The sequence below is a fragment of the Burkholderia sp. PR2 genome, assembly GCF_052372875.1.
GTDB classification, from domain to species: Bacteria; Pseudomonadota; Gammaproteobacteria; order Burkholderiales; family Burkholderiaceae; genus Burkholderia; species Burkholderia diffusa.
Genome location: NZ_JBQRWH010000004.1, coordinates 2,668,633 through 2,687,586, shown reverse-complemented (window position 1 = coordinate 2,687,586; position 18,954 = coordinate 2,668,633). Strand labels below are relative to the sequence as shown.

Genomic DNA, 18,954 nt, shown 5'->3' with positions numbered 1-18,954 from the left:
GGCACGCAGCGCGTGCCGGCGGCGGGAAGGCAGCCGGGTCAGGCCATCCGGTTCTTCGCGAGCGGCGGATTCGCGGCGAAGTAGCGTTTGATGCCGCGGAAGATCGCGTCGGCCATCTCGTCGCGATAGCTGTCGTCGTTGAGCCTGCGTTCTTCGTCAGGGTTGCTGATGAACGCGGTCTCGACAAGGATCGACGGAATGTCGGGCGCCTTCAGCACCGCGAACCCGGCCTGCTCGACCGAGCCCTTGTGCAGCTTGTTGATGCCGCCGACTTCCTTCAGCACGTAATTGCCGTAGCGCAGCGAATCGCGGATCTGCGCGGTCGTCGACATGTCGAACAGCGCGCGGCTGACGGCCGCGTCCTGTGTCTTGATGTTGATGCCGCCGATCAGGTCGGACGAGTTCTCCTTGTTCGCGAGCCAGCGTGCCGCGGCGCTCGACGCGCCGTGGTCGGACAGCGCGAACACCGACGAGCCGCGCGCGGACGGCGTCGTGAACGCATCCGCGTGGATCGACACGAACAGGTCGGCGCCGACGCGGCGCGCCTTCTGCACGCGCACGTTCAGCGGCACGAAGAAGTCGGCGTCGCGCGTCATCATCGCGCGCATGTTCGGCGCGCCGTCGATCTTCGCGCGCAGCTTCTTCGCGATGTCGAGCGCGATGTGTTTCTCGTACGTGCCACCGCCGCCGATCGCGCCCGGATCCTCGCCGCCGTGGCCCGGATCGATCGCGACCGTCAGCAGGCGCACGGTGCCGCCCTTGCCCGATTTCGGCGCGGTGAACTTGTAGGTGTCGCCGTCGTCTTCGCTGTCGTCGCGGCGTGCGATGACGGGCGGCGGCTTGGTGGCCGGCTTCGCGGGCGTGGAAGGCGTCGCGGCGGCCGGCGGCGTGCGCGGCGTGGCCGGCGTGTTCTGCGCGAAGCGCTGGAAGAACGCGTCGCTGTTGTCGTTGCCCGCGACGGGCGGCGTCGCCGGCCCGTTCAGCGCGCTTGGCGGCTGCATCTGCTGCGCGCGCGCCGTGTCGTTGAGCGCCTGCTCCTTGCGCTCCGTCTGCGCGATCAGGTCGGTCAGCGGATCGGGCGCGACGGCCGGATACAGGTCGAACACGAGCCGGTACTTGTAGGTGCCGACCGGCGGCAGCGTGAACACCTGCGGCTTCACCGAACCTTTCAGGTCGAACACCATCCGCACGACGTGCGGCTGATACTGGCCGACGCGCACCGACTGGATCTGCGGATCGTTCGGCGCGATCTTCGACACGAGGTCGCGCAGCGCCTGGTCGAGATCGAGCCCGTTCAGGTCGACGACCAGCCGGTCGGGACCCTGCAGCAGTTGTTGGCTATTCTGCAGCGGCTGGTCGGATTCGATCGTGACGCGCGTGTAATCGCGCGCGGGCCACACGCGCACGCCGAGCACCGACGATGCGTGCGCGAGCCGCGGCGCGACGAGACCGAGCACGAGCGTCGACGCACCCGCGCGCAGGATCTGGCGGCGCCGCCAGTTGTGCGTCGCGGTGGCCGCCGATTCGATCGAGCGGAACGGTTTGATCAACATCTTTCGAGACATGCCTTTCCTGAAGCGCTGAACGCCCGGACGGTGAGGGCGCGGCCGTCGCCATCCACGTCGAGCGAGAAAACCAGATCGGGCACGCCGAGCAGGGTGCCCGCCTGTTGCGGCCATTCGACGAGGCAAATCGCGCTGGAATTGAAATACTCGCGAAAGCCGGCGTCGGACCATTCGGCCGGATCGTTGAATCGATACAGATCGAAGTGATAGACCTCAAGTTCCCCATCGTCGCGTGCGAATGCGTAAGGTTCGACGAGCGTGTAGGTCGGGCTGCGCACGCGCCCCGGGTGGCCGAGGCCGCGCAGGATCGCGCGCACGAGGGTCGTTTTGCCCGCGCCGAGGTCGCCGATCAGCTGGATTTGCAGCCCGTCGAACGCGTGTGCATGGGCAAGTTCGCTGCGTGCCGCGTCGAGCGCGTGCGCGAAGCGGGTGCCGAAGGCCTCGGTCGCCGCTTCGTCGGCGAGTGCGATCACGCGCTCCGCGAGCGGGGCGGGCAGCGTGTCGGCATGAGGCGTATGGGACGTGGCTGGCATTCTCGTAAAATAGTGCGATGAACCGATTACCGGAACTCGCCGCATCCGACAGGCCTTCGACACATGCCGAAGGCGCGGCACCGTGCGCGCTCGATGATGCGACGTTGACAGCGCTCGCCGCTCGCATCAGGGCGTGGGGGCGCGAATTGGGTTTCGGGGCGATCGGCATCAGCGATACCGATCTCTCGGATGCCGAAGCAGGCCTCGCCGCCTGGCTGGAAGCCGGGTGCCACGGCGAAATGGATTATATGGCGAAACACGGGATGAAACGCGCGCGGCCGGCCGAACTTGTGGCCGGTACGCGACGCGTGATCTCCGCGCGGCTCGCCTATCTGCCGGCCGAAACGCTTGCCGCCGACGCGCCCGATGCGTCATCTGGCGCGCTCGTGCCGCACGACTGGCGCGCTCGCGAGCGTGCGCGTCTCGACGATCCGCAGGCGGCCGTCGTGTCCATCTATGCACGCGGCCGCGACTATCACAAGGTGCTGCGCAACCGGCTGCAGACGCTCGCGGAGCGCATCGAGCAGGAGATCGGCGCGTTCGGCTACCGCGTGTTCACCGATTCGGCGCCGGTACTCGAGGTCGAGCTCGCGCAGAAGGCCGGCGTCGGCTGGCGCGGCAAGCACACGCTGCTGCTGCAGCGCGACGCGGGTTCACTGTTCTTCCTCGGCGAGATCTATGTCGACGTTCCGCTGCCGACCGACGCGCAAACCGCGCCCGACGTCGCGCCCGAGACGCCCGGCGCGCACTGCGGCAGTTGCACGCGCTGCATCGGCGCGTGCCCGACCGGCGCGATCGTGGAACCGTATCGCGTCGACGCGCGCCGTTGCATTTCTTACCTGACGATCGAACTGAAAGGCAGCATTCCGGAGCCGCTGAGGCCGATGATCGGCAACCGCGTATACGGCTGCGACGACTGCCAGCTCGTGTGCCCGTGGAACAAGTTCGCGCAGGCCGCACCCGTCGCCGATTTCGACGTGCGGCACGGTCTCGACCGCGCGACGCTCGTCGAGCTGTTCGGCTGGGATGCCGAATCGTTCGACACGCGGATGCAGGGGAGCGCGATCCGGCGCATCGGTTACGAAAGCTGGCTGCGCAATCTCGCGGTCGGGCTCGGCAATGCGCTGCGCGCGCCGGCCGACCGGCTCACGCCCGATGCGCGCGACGCGATCGTCGCCGCGTTGCGTGCACGGGCCGACGATCCGTCGCCGGTCGTGCGCGAGCATGTCGAATGGGCGCTGCGTGCCGCATGAAGGCGGCGTAAAGTGTCGGCGGCGCGCGGCGCCGCGCGTTTCACCGGTGAGGAGAAGCTCATGTTCAACGCAGTCATCGACGCACCGTTCGGCAAGGTCGGCATTCGCACCGATGCCGCGGTGGTGCGCGAGATCGTCTATCTGCCCGAGTCGGTCAGATCGGTCGATCCGGACTCGCCACTCGCGAAGCGCGCGGTCGAGCAGATCGAACGTTATTTCGAGCGCGCGTCGGCGCGTTTCGACCTGCCGCTCGCCGACGTCGGCAGTGCCTTCCAGCATCGCGTGTGGAACGTGATCAGCGACATTCCGCCGGGCGCGGTGCTGACCTACGGGCAGGTCGCGAAGCGGATCGGCAGCGCGCCACGCGCGGTCGGCCAGGCGTGCGGCGCGAACTATTTCCCGCTCGTGATTCCGTGTCATCGCGTCGTGGCGGCAGGCGGCCTCGGCGGCTTCGCGAACCACGACGACAATGGCTATTACCAGAAAGTGAAGCGCTGGCTGCTGGCGCACGAAGGCGTGCCGTACTGATGAGTGAACCCTTGCTTTCCCCCGACTCCGCGCCCGGCGCTGACAGCGACGAGGCCGCGGCATCGCCCGCGCTGCTCGCGAGCCGCGCGTCGATCGACGTGTTCTGCGACGCGCTGTGGCTAGAGCACGGGCTCGCGCGCAACACGCTCGATGCGTACCGGCGCGATCTGATGCTGTTTTCGCAATGGCTGGCCGTGACCCACGACGCGTCGCTCGACTCGGTCGACGAAGCGATGGTGACCGGCTACATCGCCGCGCGCAGCGACGGCAAGGCGACATCGTCGAACCGGCGGTTGTCGGTGTTCCGTCGCTATTACGGCTGGGCCGTGCGCGAGCATCGCGCGAGCGCGGACCCGACGCTGCGCATCACGTCGGCGAAACAGGCCGCACGGTTTCCGTCGACGCTGTCCGAGGCGCAGGTCGAAGCGCTGCTCGGCGCGCCCGACATCGGCACGCCGCTCGGCCTGCGCGATCGCACGATGCTGGAGCTGATGTACGCGAGCGGCCTGCGCGTGAGCGAACTCGTCATGCTCAAGACCGTCGAGGTCGGGCTCAACGAGGGTGTCGTGCGCGTGATGGGCAAGGGCTCGAAGGAACGGCTCGTGCCGTTCGGCGAAGTTGCGCACGGCTGGATCGAGCGTTACCTGCGCGACGCGCGGCCCGCGCTGCTCGGCGCGCGCGCGGCCGACGCGCTGTTCGTGACCGGACGCGGCGACGGGATGACGCGCCAGCAGTTCTGGAACATCATCAAGCGCCACGCGCAGCAGGCCGACGTGCGCGCGCACCTGTCGCCGCATACGCTGCGGCACGCGTTCGCGACGCATCTGCTGAACCACGGCGCCGACCTGCGCGTCGTGCAGCTGCTGCTCGGCCACAGCGACATCTCGACCACGCAGATCTACACGCACGTCGCGCGCGAGCGGCTGAAGACGCTGCACGCGCAGCACCACCCGCGCGGCTAGCGCGGCGCGCGTCGGCCACATGCGGGATGCGGCCCGCACCCGCGCGTCACGCGAGTTCGCGCAGCTTGTGCTTCAGCACCTTGCCCGTCGATGCGGCGGGCAGCGCATCGAGCACGCGGATGCGCGCGGGCCGCTTGTAAGGCGCGAGCCGTTGTGCGCACCATGCCTGCAGCGCGTCCTCGGTCGCGGTCGCGCCCGGCACCAGCTCGACGAACGCGAGCACTTCCTCGTTGCCCTCGACCGCGCGGCCGACGACGGCTGCCTGCACGACGTCCGGGTGCGCGTTCAGCACCTGTTCGACTTCGACCGGATAGACGTTGAAGCCCGAGCGGATGATCAGCTCCTTGCTGCGGCCCGCGATCGTCACCGAGCCGTCGGCTTCCTGGCGCGCGAGATCGCCGGTGCTCAGCCAGCCGTCCGGAGACACGGCCGCGCGCGTGGCCTCCGCGTTGCGGTAGTAGCCGAGCATCACGTTCGGCCCGCGCACGCGGATTTCACCCACTTCACCCTGCGGCACGTCCGTGCCGTCCGGCGCGACGATCCGCATCTCGACGCCCGGGATCGGCACGCCGACCGAGCAGTCGGCACGCGGCGCGTCGAGCGGCGTCTGCGTGATCGTCGGGCTGCTCTCGGTCATTCCGTAGCCGTTGTGCAGCGGCACGCCGTACATGCGCTCGACGCGCGCCTTCAGGTTGGCGTCGAGCGGCGAGCCGCCCGAATACGCGAAACGCAGCCGCGGCGCGTGCCACGCGTGCGCGTGCGTGTGCAGGTGCTCGAGGAGCTTCGCGTGCATCGCGGGTACACCCTGGAAGATCGTCACGCCTTCGTCGGCGAGCGCGATGCGCACGGCCTCCGGCGAGAAGCGCGGTGCAAGCCGCAGCGTCGCCCCCGCGTACAGGCTGCCGAGGCAGACAGACGCGAGCCCGTACACGTGCGACACCGGCAGCACCGTATAGACGACGTCGTCCGGCGACACGCGGCGCAGCGCGCTCGACGTCGCCGCGATGAACAGCAGGTTGCGGTGCGACAGCATCACGCCTTTCGGCGCACCCGTCGTGCCGGTCGTGTAGATCAGCGCCGCGCATTGCGCGGCGCCATCGGCCACCACCGGTTCGTCGGGCGCGCTCGTGTCGACGCGGTACGACCACGCGCCGATGTCGACCGGCAGCGTGTCGGCCGGCGCCGCGTCGTGGCGTGCCGCGTGTGCGCGCGCATCGGGCGACGCCTCGGTCGCGAATGCGATCAGCTTCGGCCGCGCATGCGCGGCGATCGCATCGAGTTCGCCGGCCGACAGCCGGGCATTCGACACGAGCGCCCATGCGTCGACGCGCGCGGCCGCGAACAGCAGCACGATCTGCGCGACGCTGTTTTCCGCGACGATCATCACGCGATCGCCGCCGTGCACGCCAAGGCGCGCGAGCCGCTCGGCGGCCGCATCGACCGCTCGCGACAGCTCGCCGTACGACAGGCGGCGCGCGTCCTCGATCAGCGCCGGATGCGCGGGTGCTTGCGCGGCCCAGCGGGCGGGCACGTCGGCGATGCGGCCGGGCAAGGCGGCGAGCAACGCCGGGACGTCGAGCGGCGCGGATGAGCGGACAGGCGAGGACATGGCGTCTCCAGAAGAAGGGCCGGGCGGCGGCGCGGCCAGTTTTGCGAACGATCGTGCCATGACGGCGGGCGCGCCACAATCGGTCAATCGGGCAATAGCGCGTCGCGATGTCCGCAATGATGACGGGCGGACGGACTGACGGACAGGTGCGCCGCGGTGACGGGTGCTCGCCCCGGATACCGGTGCAAAAGGGCCGCGAGTATACCGCCGGTGCGCGGCACGCCGCCGCGAAGACGAGACAGGGCGATCGTGGGTTGACGCCCGCCAGCCGGTCGTTCGCCATTAAAATGCCGCCATGAGCAAATCCAGACACGTGTCCGAGACACCCGCGACCCAACTGCTGCGCCGTCACGGCGTCGCCTTCGGCGAGCATCCGTACGATTACGTCGAGCATGGTGGCACCGGCGAGTCGGCGCGCCAGCTCGGCGTCGACGAGCACTGCGTCGTGAAGACGCTGGTGATGGAGGACGAGCACGCGAAGCCGCTGATCGTGCTGATGCACGGCGACCGCACGGTGTCGACCAAGAACCTCGCGCGGCAGATCGGCGCGAAACGCGTCGAGCCGTGCAAGCCCGACGTCGCGAACCGCCATTCCGGCTATCTGGTCGGCGGCACGTCGCCGTTCGGCACGCGCAAGACGATGCCCGTGTACGTCGAGTCGACCATCCTCGAATTGCCGACGATCTACCTGAACGGCGGCCGCCGCGGCTATCTCGTCAGCCTCGCGCCGGCGGTGCTCACGACGCTGCTCGGCGCGACGCCCGTGGAGTGCGCGAGCGTCGACTGAGGGTTTCACCTTCGTGGCAGGCCGTGCTCGTTCGGTAGAATGGGCGCCGTTTCGGCCGGTCGGACCGCACGACCGGCCGAAACGGCCTCCCGGCGGTTCGCCGCGACGGCGTCCGCCGCAACTGGCCGGCATGCCGCGCGTCTGGCCGCCAATTCACCGATACGTTGAAAGAAGAGTTCTCCGCATGCAGATCCTGCTCGCCGCACTTGTTGCCTACCTGATCGGTTCGGTGTCGTTCGCCGTCGTCGTCAGCGCCGCGATGGGCCTGGCCGATCCCCGTTCGTACGGGTCGAAGAATCCCGGCGCGACCAACGTGCTGCGCAGCGGCAACAAGAAGGCCGCGATCCTGACACTCGTCGGCGACGCATTCAAGGGCTGGCTCGCCGTCTGGCTCGCGCGGCATTTCGGGTTGCCTGACGTCGCCGTTGCGTGGGTCGCGATCGCCGTGTTCCTCGGCCACCTGTATCCGGTGTTCTTCCGCTTCCAGGGCGGCAAGGGCGTGGCGACCGCGGCCGGCGTGCTGCTCGCCGTGCATCCGGTGCTCGGCCTGGCGACTGCGCTGACCTGGCTGATCGTCGCATTCTTCTTCCGCTATTCGTCGCTCGCGGCGCTGGTGGCGGCCGTGTTCGCACCGGTGTTCGACGTGTTCCTGTTCGGCACCGGCCACAACCCGGTCGCGTGGGCCGTGCTCGCGATGAGCGTGCTGCTCGTGTGGCGTCACCGCGGCAACATCTCGAAGCTGCTGGCGGGGCAGGAAAGCCGGATCGGCGAGAAGAAGAAGGCCGCGTCCGACGGCGGCGCGCAGGACGGCGGGAAGGCCTGAGGAAGGGGATGACTGCTGCCGCCCGCAGGGGCGCCCGGCATGCGGGGCCCGGCGGCGCGGCGTGAGCGGCGACGCTGCGGTCGATGGCGTCGATCAGTCGCGGAAGTTGTTGAAGTCGAGCGGGGTGTCGGTCACGTCCTTGCGCAGCATCGCGATCACGCTCTGCAGGTCGTCGCGCTTCGTGCCGGCCACGCGCACCGCGTCGCCCTGAATGCTCGCCTGCACCTTGATCTTGCTGTCTTTCACGAGCCTGACGATCTTCTTCGCGAGGTCGCCCGTCACGCCCTTCTTCACGGTGACGATCTGCTTGACCTTGTCGCCGCCGATCTTCTCGACCTTGCCATAGTCGAGGAAGCGCACATCGACGTTGCGCTTCGCGAGCTTGTTGATCAGCACGTCCTTGACCTGGCCGAGCTTGAAATCGTCGTCGGCGAACAGCGTCAGCTCGCGCTCCTTCTGTTCGACGCGCGCGTCGGAGCCCTTGAAGTCGAAGCGCGTCGAAATTTCCTTGTTCGACTGCTCGATGGCGTTCTTCACTTCGATCATGTTCGCTTCGGAAACGACGTCGAACGATGGCATGGCATTCTCCCTTGAGATGCGTGCGCCCGGCTCGCGCGCGGGCACTCGCTATAATTGCGGACTGTTTGCCATTTTACCGATGCCCCTCCGTTTGCCCAAGGCCGGCCGTAAGGCCGCCCGGCGGACGTGACCGCGAATGCCGATGCCTCCTGACGATTCCGCCCTGTCGCTGCTCCCCGACCATCCGCTTGCTGCGCACAATACGTTCGGCATCGCCGCGAAGGCGCGCTTTGCCGCGCGCATCACGCAGGCGGCGCAGTTCGAGGCGCTGCACCGCGACCAGCGCGTCGCGTCGCTGCCGCAGCTCGTGCTCGGCGGCGGCAGCAACGTCGTGTTCACGCGCGATTTCGACGGCGTCGTGCTGCTCGACGAGATCGCCGGCCGCCGCGTCGTGCGCGAGGACGACGACGCGTGGTACGTCGAGGCCGGCGGCGGCGAGACCTGGCACGCGTTCGTCGCGTGGACGCTCGAGCACGGGATGCCGGGCCTGGAGAACCTTGCGTTGATTCCGGGCACCGTCGGCGCCGCGCCGATCCAGAACATCGGCGCGTACGGCCTCGAGATGAAGACCTGTTTCGACTCGCTGGTCGCCGTCGAGCTCGCGACGGGGCGCAGCGAGCGCTTCGACGCCGCGCGCTGCGCGTTCGGCTATCGCGACAGCTTCTTCAAGCGGGAAGGGCGCGGCCGGTTCGCGATCGTATCGGTGACGTTCCGGCTGCCCAAGCGCTGGACGCCGCGGCTCGGCTACGCGGACGTCACGCGCGAGCTCGACGCGCGCGGCATCGCGCCGGACGCGGCAACGCCGCGCGACGTGTTCGATGCAGTCGTCGCGATCCGCCGCGCGAAGCTGCCCGATCCGCTCGTGCTCGGCAACGCGGGCAGCTTCTTCAAGAATCCGGTGATCGATGCCGCGCAGTTCGACGCGCTGCGCGCGCGCGTGCCGGACGTGGTGTCGTATCCGCAGCCGGACGGGCAGGTGAAGCTCGCGGCCGGCTGGTTGATCGACCGCTGCGGCTGGAAAGGGCGCGCGCTGGGGGCGGCGGCCGTGCACGACCGGCAGGCGCTCGTGCTGGTGAATCACGGCGGCGCGACGGGTGTCGAGGTCCTCGCGCTGGCGCGCGCGATCCAGGACGACGTGCGCGAGCGGTTCGGTGTCGAGCTCGAACCCGAGCCGGTGTGCCTGTAACGCGGTCTTTCGTACCGCGCATTTCATTCGCTTCCGCCGCGTACAAACAAAAAGCGCCGATCGACGATCGGCGCTTTTTTGCATGCCGCCGGATGCCGGCGGTGCTCGGGTGCTGCGGGGTGCTGCGATCAGTGCTTGAGCCGGCCGAGCAGCAGGAACTCCATCAGCGCCTTCTGCACGTGCAGGCGGTTTTCCGCCTCGTCCCACACGACGCTCTGCGGGCCGTCGATCACGCCGGCCGTCACTTCCTCGCCGCGGTGCGCGGGCAGGCAGTGCATGAAGAGCGCGTCCGCGTTCGCATGGCCCATCATTTCCTCGTCGACGCACCAGTCGGCAAATGCCTGCTTGCGCGCTTCGTTCTCGGCTTCGAAGCCCATGCTCGTCCACACGTCGGTCGTCACGAGATCGGCGCCCTTGCACGCTTCGTTCGGATCGTCGAACACCTCGTAGAACGGCGCGCTGTCCGGCGACACGAGCTTCATGTCGAGCGCATAGCCCGGCGGCGTCGACAGGCGCAGCTTGAAGCCGAGGATCTGCGCGGCTTCGATCCACGTATAGAGCATGTTGTTCGCATCACCGACCCACGCGACCGTCTTGCCGGCGATCGGGCCGCGGTGCTCGTAGTACGTGAAGATGTCGGCGAGCACCTGGCACGGGTGGTATTCGTTGGTCAGGCCGTTGATCACCGGCACGCGGGAGTTCTCCGCGAAGCGCTTGATGACCTCTTGCTCGAACGTGCGGATCATGATGATGTCGACCATCCGCGAGATGACCTGCGCGGAATCCTCGACCGGCTCGCCGCGGCCGAGCTGCGTGTCGCGCGTGCTCATGAACACCGCGTGGCCGCCGAGCTGGAAGATGCCGGCTTCGAACGACAGGCGCGTGCGCGTCGAGCTCTTCTCGAAGATCATCGCGAGCGTGCGGTCGTGCAGCGGGTGATAGGTCTCGTAGTTCTTGAACTTGCGCTTCAGGATACCCGTGCGTTCGAGCACGTACTCGTAGTCTTCCAGCGAGAAATCCTTGAACTGCAGGTAGTGACGAATGGTTTTGGCGGTCATGAAACGAAATACGGCGGGTCTGAACCGGCAGCGGAGCCGGACGGCGCCGCCGTCGGGTGTGGATAACTCAAAGCAGCATAAAGGATTTTCTGTGCTTTGACGAGCCGCGCCGAAAACCGGGGCGCGATCGTGGCGCACACTGGAGGATGCCGGAAGAGGGGGCGCGAGACGACGCGCGATGTCGCGCTGCGGTATAATTCAAAAGTTTTCTCCAGCCCGGCAGGCAAGGCTCTTCGCGCTCTGCCGGACACAAGCCATGCGCTGCACAAATCCGGTGCGGCGCGTCGGCGGCACGCAGCGACGGCCTGTTTTCGGGATATCGGAGCGCGTCTGTCGTCGTCCACTCCAGCTTTGTGTTCGCGTATCCAGGCGCCGTCGCCTGGACATCGCCGGGCCGTCACTTGGGTAACCACATGGCTGAAACCCCTCCGACCGAATTCTTCATCCAGGGCATCACGAAAGACGGGAAAAAGTTTCGCCCGAGCGACTGGTCGGAGCGTCTGGCCGGCGTGATGGCCTGTTTCGGGCCGGGTGCGAGCGGGCCGAACGCGCGCCTGAAATATTCGCTGTACGTGCGCCCGACGATGCTCGGCGACCTGAAATGCGTGATCCTCGATTCCCGGCTGCGCGACATCGAGCCGATGGCGTTCGATTTCGTGCTGAACTTCGCGAAGGACAACAACCTCGTCGTCACCGAGGCGTGCGAGTTACCGGACTACAACGAGAAGAAGTGAATTCGGCGGGCGAGGGGGCATCCCGCGCCCGCGCCTGATGGTCGCCCGGCGCGATGCGCAGGCGACGCGCAACAAAAAAGCCCGCCTAGGCGGGCTTTTTCGTGATCGCAGGAAACAGGAACGCCCGCGAGAGCGGGCGCGCCGGATTTACGCTGCTGCCTGCAGGCCCTTGACGGCTGCGGCGAGGCGGCTCTTGCTGCGAGCGGCCTTGTTCTTGTGAACGATCTTCTTGTCGGCGATCGTGTCGATCGTCTTCACGGCAGCCTTGAACAGCTCGGCAGCCTTTGCCTGGTCGCCGGCTTCAACAGCCTTGCGAACCGACTTGATCGCGGTACGGAATTTCGAGCGCAGCGCCGAGTTGTGCGAATTTGCCTTCGCGGCTTGGCGGGCGCGCTTGCGTGCTTGTGCGGAGTTAGCCATGACGGTTCCTTATCCTGTCCTGTTTCCAGAGCTTGGAGCCTGACGGCCAAGCGCTGCTTTTCGATCCGTCCCCTGAGAGCGATTGCCCAGGGGCGCATAAAAAACGGTGATTTTAACCGAGGCCGAGACATGAAAACGACAGGCGCCGTGCATGTAACAGGCTCAGAAACCGGCGATTATAGCAACAAAATCAAGCGCGTGGCAAGGTCAACGTGATGTCGGACGGACGGGGGCGCCGGCGACATGGGCCCTTTTCGGCATCCGTCCGTGCCGGGGCACGCAACGTCCGTATAATAAGCGCCCCATGAATCTATTCCGAGCCCTGCTGACGGTCAGCGGCTTCACGCTGCTGTCGCGCGTGACCGGACTGGCCCGCGAGACGCTGATCGCCCGTGCGTTCGGCGCCAGTCAATACACCGACGCGTTCTACGTCGCTTTCCGCATCCCGAACCTGCTGCGCCGCCTGTCCGCCGAAGGCGCGTTCTCGCAGGCGTTCGTGCCGATCCTGGCCGAATTCAAGAACCAGCAGGGGCACGATGCGACCAAGGCGCTCGTCGACGCGATGTCGACCGTGCTCGCCTGGGCGCTCGCCGTGCTGTCGGTCCTCGGGATCGCCGGCGCGTCGTGGGTCGTGTTCGCGGTCGCGTCCGGCCTGCATACCGACGGACAGGCGTTCCCGCTCGCGGTCACGATGACGCGGATCATGTTCCCGTACATCGTGTTCATCTCGCTGACGACGCTCGCGTCCGGCGTGCTGAATACCTACAAGAGCTTCTCGCTGCCGGCGTTCGCGCCGGTGCTGCTCAACGTCGCGTTCATCGCCGCGGCCGTGTTCGTCGCGCCGCACCTGAAGGTGCCGGTCTATGCGCTCGCATGGGCCGTCATCGTGGGCGGCGTGCTGCAGTTCATCGTGCAGCTGCCGGGGCTGAAGAAGATCGACATGGTGCCGCTGATCGGCCTCAACCCGGTGCGCGCGCTGCGTCATCCCGGCGTCAAGCGCGTGCTCGCGAAGATGGTGCCCGCGACGTTCGCGGTGTCGGTCGCGCAACTGTCGCTGATCATCAACACCAACATCGCGTCGCGGCTCGGGCAGGGCGCCGTGTCGTGGATCAACTACGCCGACCGCCTGATGGAATTCCCGACCGCGCTGCTCGGCGTCGCGCTCGGCACGATCCTGCTGCCGAGCCTGTCGAAGGCGCACGTCGACGCCGATTCGACCGAATATTCGGCGCTGCTCGACTGGGGGCTGCGCGTCACGTTCCTGCTCGCGGCGCCGAGCGCGCTCGCGCTGTTCTTCTTTGCGACGCCGCTCACCGCGACGCTGTTCAACTACGGCAAGTTCGACGCGCATACGGTCACGATGGTCGCACGCGCGCTCGCGACCTACGGGATCGGCCTCGTCGGCATCATCCTGATCAAGATCCTCGCGCCGGGCTTCTACGCGAAGCAGGACATCAAGACGCCCGTGAAGATCGCGATCGGCGTGCTGATCGTCACGCAGATCTCGAACTACGTGTTCGTGCCGCTGATCGGCGCTGCGGGCCTCACGCTGAGCATCGGCGTCGGCGCATGCCTGAACTCGCTGCTGCTGTTCCTCGGGCTGCGCAAGCGCGGCATCTACCAGCCGTCGCCGGGCTGGCTGCGCTTCTTCGTGCAACTGCTCGGCGCGGCGCTCGTGCTCGCGGGCCTGATGCACTGGTGCGCGATCAGCTTCGACTGGACCGGCATGCGCGCGCAGCCGCTCGATCGCATCGCGCTGATGGCGGCGTGCCTGGTGCTGTTCGCTGCACTATATTTCGGTATGTTGTGGGTGATGGGCTTCAAATACGCTTACTTCAGAAGGCGCGCCAAGTGATGACCGCAATGACCCGCGTCCTCGACTACTTCAGCACGCTCGTGGCGGACGACGACAGTCTGCCCGTCACGGAAGCCGCGCTGTCGCTGGCGCAGGACGCGTATCCCGACCTCGACCTGCAGGGCACGCTGGCCGAACTCGACATGCTGGCGGCGCGGCTGCGCCGGCGGCTCGCCGACGATGCGGACCTGAAGGGCCGCGTCGCCGCGCTGAACGACTTCTTCTTCCGCGAGCTCGGCTTCGCGTGCAATCACAACGATTACTACGACCCCGATAACAGCCACCTGAACGCCGTGCTCAAACGGCGGCGCGGGATCCCGATCTCGCTGTCGGTGCTTTACCTGGAACTCGCCGAGCAGATCGGCGTGCCGGCGCGCGGCGTGTCGTTCCCCGGCCACTTCCTGCTGCGCGTGACGCTGCCGGATGGCGACCTGATCATCGATCCGACCAACGGCCATTCGCTGTCCGAAGCTGAAATGGTCGAGATGCTCGAGCCGTACGTCGCGCGTGCGGCGGGCGCGGTCGACAGCGCGTTGCGCGCGCTGCTGCAGCCGGCCACGAGCCGCGAGATCATCGCGCGGATGCTGCGCAACCTCAAGACGATCTACCTGCAGACGGAACGCTGGCAGCGGCTGCTTGCCGTGCAGCAGCGGCTCGTGATCCTGCTGCCGGAACAACTCGACGAGGTGCGCGACCGCGGCTTCGCCTATGCGCGGCTCGACTATCTGCGCCCAGCGCTCGAGGATCTCGAGCAGTATCTCGGCGAGCGGCCCGATGCGGACGACGCGACCGTCGTCGAATCGCAGGTGACCGAGTTGCGGCAGCGGATGCAGCGCGACGGCGAGGACTGAGCCGTCACGTCTCCCCGGAGCCCCGAACGTAAAAACGCCCGCATCGCGGGCGTTTTTCATTTGCAATTGCGTGGCCCTTACTTCGGCTGCATCCGGATCGCGCCGTCGAGGCGGATCACTTCGCCGTTGAGCATCGGATTCTCGACGATCTGGCGCACCAGCATCGCGTACTCGTCCGGTTTGCCGAGCCGCGGCGGGAACGGCACCATCGCGCCGAGCGCGTCCTGCACGTCCTTCGGCATGCCGAGCAGCATCGGCGTCTCGAACAGTCCGGGCGCGATCGTCATCACGCGGATGCCGTGGCGCGACAGATCGCGTGCGATCGGCAGCGTCATGCCTGCGACGCCGGCCTTCGACGCCGCGTATGCGGCCTGGCCGATCTGGCCGTCGTAAGCGGCGACCGACGCGGTGCTGACGATCACGCCGCGCTCGCCGCCGTCGTTCGGCGCGGTCGCAGCCATCGCAGCGGCCGCGAGCCGGATCATGTTGAAGGTGCCGACCAGGTTCACGTTGATCGTTTTCGCGAATACGTCGAGCGGATGCGCGCCGTCCTTGCCGACGGTCTTCGCGGCGGGCGCGATGCCCGCGCAGTTCACGAGGCCGCGCAGCGTGCCCGCGCGCGTCGCGGCGTCGACGGCCGCCTGCGCATCGGCCTCGCTCGACACGTCGCAGCGCACGAACACGCCGCCCAGCTCGCTCGCGAGCGCCGTGCCGGCCGCCTCGTTCAGGTCGGCGAGCACGACCTTGCCGCCGGCACGCGCGAACATGCGGGCCGTCCCGGCGCCGAGGCCCGATGCGCCGCCCGTGATCAGAAAGACGTTGCCGCGAATCTCCATCACTTTCTCCTTGGTTGGGTCCGATGCCGGTCGATCGGAGGAAAGGCGGTGCGCCGGCCCACGCGGCGCACGCGTTCGATCGATTGTACGGGGCGCCGTCGTACGCCGGCCAGTGCGGCACGGTCGTGCGAATCCAGGTCAGACGAAACGGTCGCGGCAGACGAAAAAAAAACCGCCCGGAAGGGCGGCTTGCGGTGCACGACGCGGTGCTTACTTCAGTGCGTCGAACGCACGCTCGCGGATTTCATCGACGCTGCCGAGGCCCGAGATCTTGCGATACTGCGGGGCTTTCAGGCCGTTTTCCTCGCCGCGCTGCGCCCAGTCGCCGTAATACTTGATGAGCGGCTTGGTCTGCGCTTCGTACACTTCGAGACGCTTCTTGACGGTTTCTTCCTTGTCGTCGTCGCGCTGGATCAGCGGTTCGCCCGTCACGTCGTCCACACCCTCGACCTTCGGCGGGTTGAACTTGACGTGGTACGTGCGGCCCGACGCCGGGTGCGTGCGGCGGCCGCTCATGCGCTCGACGATCTCCGAGAACGGGACGTCGATTTCGAGCACGTAATCGATCGCGACACCAGCTTCCTTCATTGCGTCAGCCTGCGCGATCGTGCGCGGGAAGCCATCGAACAGATAGCCGTTCGCGCAATCGGCTTCCTTCAGGCGCTCCTTCACGAGACCGATGATCAGGTCGTCCGTCACGAGCTTGCCTTCGTCCATGAAGCGCTTCGCCTCGATGCCGAGCGGCGTGCCGGCCTTGACGGCCGCGCGCAGCATGTCACCCGTCGAGATTTGCGGGATGCCGAACTTTTCCTTGATGAAGTTTGCCTGGGTGCCCTTTCCCGCGCCGGGCGCGCCCAACAGGATCAAACGCATGGTGATATCTCCAGTATGTAGATTCGTGTGGCGAGACGCAAAAGCGTCGGCGACAACGTACGCGGGGCTTGCCTTGCACGCGGCGGACCGGTCTGATGCGGCGCGTCGGCGAAAAGCGACGCGCGACTGCCGGGGCGGGCCGTGGCGGGGTCAAGCGTGGACGCGCGGGTCGCGGACGGCTCGCACAATCACCTGATTATGCCACGGGTTATTTTGAACCCGGCCGAAAAAGGGCCTGCACGCGTGCGAGATCGGCCGGCGTGTCAATGCCGGCTTCGGGTGCATGCTCGGTGATCAGCACTGCGATGCGCTCGCCGTGCCACATCGCGCGCAGCTGTTCGAGCTGCTCGGCCTGCTCGATCGGCGCCTGCGCGAGCGACGGATAGGTGCGCAGAAAACGCGCGCGATACGCGTACAGGCCGATGTGACGATGGACCGGAAAGGCCGGCGCCGGCATGGCCGCGACGTCGGGCCAGTGCGGCTGGTACGCATCGCGGCTCCATGGAATCGGCGCGCGCGAGAAGTACATCGCGACGTTGCGCGCGTCGAGCGCGACTTTCACGATGTTCGGGTTGAACACGTCTGCGGCGGCGTGGATCGGGTGCGCCGCGGTCGCGATCGCGCAGTCCGGATGCGCGGCGAGGTGCGACGCTACGTCGCGCACGAGTGCCGGGTCGATCAGCGGTTCGTCGCCTTGCACGTTGACGACGACGGTGTCGTCGCTCCACCCGAACGTCGCGGCGACTTCCGCGAGCCGGTCGGTGCCGGACGGATGATCGGCGCGCGTCAGCACGGCTTCGAAACCGTGCTCGCGGGCCGCGTCGAGCACGCTCTGTGCATCGGACGCGACGAGCACCTGCTGCGCGCCCGCTTCGCGCGCGCGCTCGGCGACGCGCACGACCATCGGCTTGCCGCCGAGATCGGCGAGCGGCTTGTTCGGCAGGCGCGTCGACGCGAGCCGGGCAGGAATGACGGCGATGAAGGGCTGCGGATGAGTCATCGGGGCTGGGCGGTGAGGAGGGCGGGGCGGGCGGCGCGTCGAAGGCAGGCCGCCCGGGGCAGGGGCCGGCACGCGGCCGCAGCGAACCGCGGCCAGGCGCCGGCGTAGCGTTGAGGCGTCAGCTGCCGGCCGGGCCGGCGGGGTCGACCGGCGTGCCTTCGACGGTCTGGCGTGCTTCGTCGACGAGCATCACGGGGATGCCGTCGCGGATCGGGTAGGCGAGCTTGTCCGCGTTGCAGATCAGCTCCTGCGCGGCGCGGTCATAGTGGAGCGGGCCTTTGCAGATAGGGCACACAAGGATTTCAAGCAGGCGAGCGTCCACGGAGTTTCTCCACAACGAGGGCAATGAGGCGAGGATCGAGCGCGGCTTCGACGGGGACGACCCACAGCCGAGCGTCGCGCCAGGAAGCGCCCAATTTTACTGCATCCTTCTCGGTGATCAGGATCGCATCGACCGCGTCGTCGACGAACGGATTGTCGGGGAACGCGTAGTGGTCGGGCAGCGCGCGCGTCGCCGGCGCGAGGCCGGCCGCGCGCAGCGTCGCGAAGAAGCGTTCCGGCGCGCCGATGCCGGCCGCGGCGAGCACGCGCTCGTTCGCGAACTGCGACAGCGGACGGCGCAGCGCCGGCTGGTCGAGGTGCCACGCGGCGCCCGGCGTGAGCGCGAGCGCATAGGTATCGGGCCACGGCGGCAGCGCGCCGCTGTACGGATCGTTGACGAGCGTCGCGTCGCGGTGGCGCGACAGCGGCTCGCGCAGCGGCCCGGCCGGCAGCAGAAAGCCGTTGCCGCCGAGGCGATGGTCGAACACGACGAGCTCGACCGTCCGTGCGAGACGGTAGTGCTGGAGGCCGTCGTCGCTGACGATCACGTCGACGTTCGGGTGCGCGGCGCGCAGCGCCTGCGCGGCCGCGACGCGGTCGGGGCATACCCACACGGGCGCGCCGGTGCGGCGCGCGATCAGGAGCGGTTCGTCGCCGGCCGCGCTCGCGCGCGATGCGGGCGTGACCGCGATGGGGGCCTTCACGTTCGCGCCGTAGCCGCGCGACACGACGCCCGGCGTGAACCCGGCCGCGCGCAGCGCGTCGACGAGCGCGATCACGGTCGGCGTCTTGCCGGTGCCGCCGACGGTCACGTTGCCGACCACGACGACGGGCACACCGACGTCGACCGGTTGCTTCCAGCCCTGCGCGTAGGCCGTGCGGCGCAGCGCCGCGCACAGGCCGAACACGCAGGCGAACGGCGTGAGCGCCCAGGCGAGGGCGCCGCGTCGCTGCCATTCGCGCGTGAGGCGTGCTTCGAGCCGCGCGAGCGGGCCGCCGGGCGCGCTCATCGGGCCGGACGCGGCGCGTCGTGCGCCGCGGCGTGGGACGGATTCATCAATGCGGATTCTCCGTTGGGCGGCGCATGCCGCAAGGTCTTCGGAAGGCGGCACTCTAGCGCGCCGCACGCGGGCGCGGCAAGCGCGGCCGGGCGACGCATCCGATGGGGGCGGATCGGAGCG

At 68.0% G+C, this 18,954-nt stretch carries 20 protein-coding genes; 9 read left to right on the top strand and 11 right to left on the bottom strand.

All coding sequences use genetic code 11. The annotated features are described in order from the left end of the window. Positions 1–38: 38 nt before the first annotated feature. Together ACT2FV_RS29655 and tsaE are read right to left on the bottom strand one after the other, a co-directional pair. The gene (locus ACT2FV_RS29655; protein WP_124621478.1) at positions 39–1,565 is read right to left on the bottom strand and encodes an N-acetylmuramoyl-L-alanine amidase; all 1,527 of its coding nucleotides are present in this window, start codon (positions 1,563–1,565) and stop codon (positions 39–41) included. Then, complete coding sequence (tsaE, locus tag ACT2FV_RS29650) at positions 1,547–2,098, bottom strand: tRNA (adenosine(37)-N6)-threonylcarbamoyltransferase complex ATPase subunit type 1 TsaE (protein ID WP_151050079.1); 552 nt, start codon at positions 2,096–2,098, stop codon at positions 1,547–1,549. Before tsaE ends, ACT2FV_RS29655 begins: the two co-directional genes overlap by 19 nt. Before the next feature lie 17 nt (positions 2,099–2,115). Here tsaE and queG point away from each other — a divergent pair, with 17 nt between their 5' ends. Genes queG through xerD form a run of 3 tightly spaced genes read left to right on the top strand, consistent with a single transcriptional unit; the run spans position 2,116 to position 4,841 of the window. Then, a complete protein-coding gene (queG, locus tag ACT2FV_RS29645) occupies positions 2,116–3,351 on the top strand; it encodes a tRNA epoxyqueuosine(34) reductase QueG (protein WP_174906229.1) in 1,236 nt (411 codons plus the stop codon). A 60-nt stretch (positions 3,352–3,411) separates the two neighbouring features. After that, entirely contained in the window at positions 3,412–3,879 is a 468-nt protein-coding gene (locus tag ACT2FV_RS29640) for a methylated-DNA--[protein]-cysteine S-methyltransferase (protein WP_059608017.1), read from the top strand. After that, positions 3,879–4,841 (top strand): site-specific tyrosine recombinase XerD, encoded by a 963-nt coding sequence (gene xerD, locus ACT2FV_RS29635; RefSeq protein ID WP_444505266.1) that lies wholly within the window; start codon positions 3,879–3,881, stop codon positions 4,839–4,841. Before ACT2FV_RS29640 ends, xerD begins: the two co-directional genes overlap by 1 nt. Before the next feature lie 46 nt (positions 4,842–4,887). Here the strand turns inward: xerD and ACT2FV_RS29630 are convergent, their stop codons facing one another. Continuing rightward, complete coding sequence (locus ACT2FV_RS29630; RefSeq protein ID WP_444505265.1) at positions 4,888–6,450, bottom strand: class I adenylate-forming enzyme family protein; 1,563 nt, start codon at positions 6,448–6,450, stop codon at positions 4,888–4,890. A 295-nt stretch (positions 6,451–6,745) separates the two neighbouring features. Here ACT2FV_RS29630 and ybaK point away from each other — a divergent pair, with 295 nt between their 5' ends. Next, entirely contained in the window at positions 6,746–7,237 is a 492-nt protein-coding gene (gene ybaK, locus ACT2FV_RS29625) for a Cys-tRNA(Pro) deacylase (RefSeq protein ID WP_151051431.1), read from the top strand. 184 nt (positions 7,238–7,421) lie between these two features. Beyond that, complete coding sequence (plsY, locus tag ACT2FV_RS29620; RefSeq protein WP_124901002.1) at positions 7,422–8,060, top strand: glycerol-3-phosphate 1-O-acyltransferase PlsY; 639 nt, start codon at positions 7,422–7,424, stop codon at positions 8,058–8,060. A gap of 93 nt (positions 8,061–8,153) precedes the next feature. Here the strand turns inward: plsY and ACT2FV_RS29615 are convergent, their stop codons facing one another. Next, complete coding sequence (locus ACT2FV_RS29615; protein ID WP_006762345.1) at positions 8,154–8,639, bottom strand: YajQ family cyclic di-GMP-binding protein; 486 nt, start codon at positions 8,637–8,639, stop codon at positions 8,154–8,156. A gap of 136 nt (positions 8,640–8,775) precedes the next feature. On the opposite strand from ACT2FV_RS29615, the gene murB reads away from it, so the two are divergent. Further along, on the top strand, positions 8,776–9,825 hold the full coding sequence (gene murB / locus ACT2FV_RS29610) for a UDP-N-acetylmuramate dehydrogenase (RefSeq protein ID WP_124621488.1): 1,050 nt from the start codon (positions 8,776–8,778) through the stop codon (positions 9,823–9,825). A gap of 128 nt (positions 9,826–9,953) precedes the next feature. On the opposite strand, the gene argF is transcribed toward murB, so the two are convergent. After that, on the bottom strand, positions 9,954–10,883 hold the full coding sequence (gene argF, locus ACT2FV_RS29605; RefSeq protein ID WP_059607996.1) for an ornithine carbamoyltransferase: 930 nt from the start codon (positions 10,881–10,883) through the stop codon (positions 9,954–9,956). Positions 10,884–11,296: 413 nt separating this feature from the next. Between argF and ACT2FV_RS29600 the strand changes: the two genes are divergently transcribed. Continuing rightward, complete coding sequence (locus ACT2FV_RS29600) at positions 11,297–11,617, top strand: DUF3579 domain-containing protein (RefSeq protein ID WP_006762342.1); 321 nt, start codon at positions 11,297–11,299, stop codon at positions 11,615–11,617. 147 nt (positions 11,618–11,764) lie between these two features. Here the strand turns inward: ACT2FV_RS29600 and rpsT are convergent, their stop codons facing one another. Then, a complete protein-coding gene (gene rpsT, locus ACT2FV_RS29595; protein ID WP_006482211.1) occupies positions 11,765–12,037 on the bottom strand; it encodes a 30S ribosomal protein S20 in 273 nt (90 codons plus the stop codon). Between the two features lie 259 nt (positions 12,038–12,296). Here rpsT and murJ point away from each other — a divergent pair, with 259 nt between their 5' ends. Next, positions 12,297–13,892: a murein biosynthesis integral membrane protein MurJ gene (gene murJ / locus ACT2FV_RS29590; RefSeq protein ID WP_420868025.1), complete on the top strand. Its 1,596-nt coding sequence runs from the start codon at positions 12,297–12,299 to the stop codon at positions 13,890–13,892. 8 nt (positions 13,893–13,900) lie between these two features. Beyond that, positions 13,901–14,743 (top strand): SirB1 family protein, encoded by an 843-nt coding sequence (locus tag ACT2FV_RS29585; RefSeq protein WP_059608018.1) that lies wholly within the window; start codon positions 13,901–13,903, stop codon positions 14,741–14,743. 77 nt (positions 14,744–14,820) lie between these two features. Here ACT2FV_RS29585 and ACT2FV_RS29580 read toward each other — a convergent pair whose 3' ends face one another. From ACT2FV_RS29580 to lpxK, 5 genes are all read right to left on the bottom strand, one after another. Continuing rightward, positions 14,821–15,579, bottom strand: coding sequence for an SDR family NAD(P)-dependent oxidoreductase (locus tag ACT2FV_RS29580; RefSeq protein WP_151051427.1), 759 nt, complete (start codon positions 15,577–15,579; stop codon positions 14,821–14,823). 210 nt (positions 15,580–15,789) lie between these two features. Next, a complete protein-coding gene (adk, locus tag ACT2FV_RS29575; RefSeq protein WP_059607999.1) occupies positions 15,790–16,452 on the bottom strand; it encodes an adenylate kinase in 663 nt (220 codons plus the stop codon). A gap of 208 nt (positions 16,453–16,660) precedes the next feature. Next, positions 16,661–17,452: a 3-deoxy-manno-octulosonate cytidylyltransferase gene (kdsB, locus tag ACT2FV_RS29570; RefSeq protein WP_059527793.1), complete on the bottom strand. Its 792-nt coding sequence runs from the start codon at positions 17,450–17,452 to the stop codon at positions 16,661–16,663. 118 nt (positions 17,453–17,570) lie between these two features. Further along, complete coding sequence (locus tag ACT2FV_RS29565) at positions 17,571–17,774, bottom strand: Trm112 family protein (RefSeq protein ID WP_006750935.1); 204 nt, start codon at positions 17,772–17,774, stop codon at positions 17,571–17,573. Then, positions 17,755–18,783, bottom strand: a complete 1,029-nt coding sequence (gene lpxK / locus ACT2FV_RS29560; RefSeq protein ID WP_059608000.1) for a tetraacyldisaccharide 4'-kinase — start codon at positions 18,781–18,783, stop codon at positions 17,755–17,757. The genes ACT2FV_RS29565 and lpxK overlap by 20 nt, the downstream gene beginning before the upstream one ends. Positions 18,784–18,954: the final 171 nt, after the last annotated feature.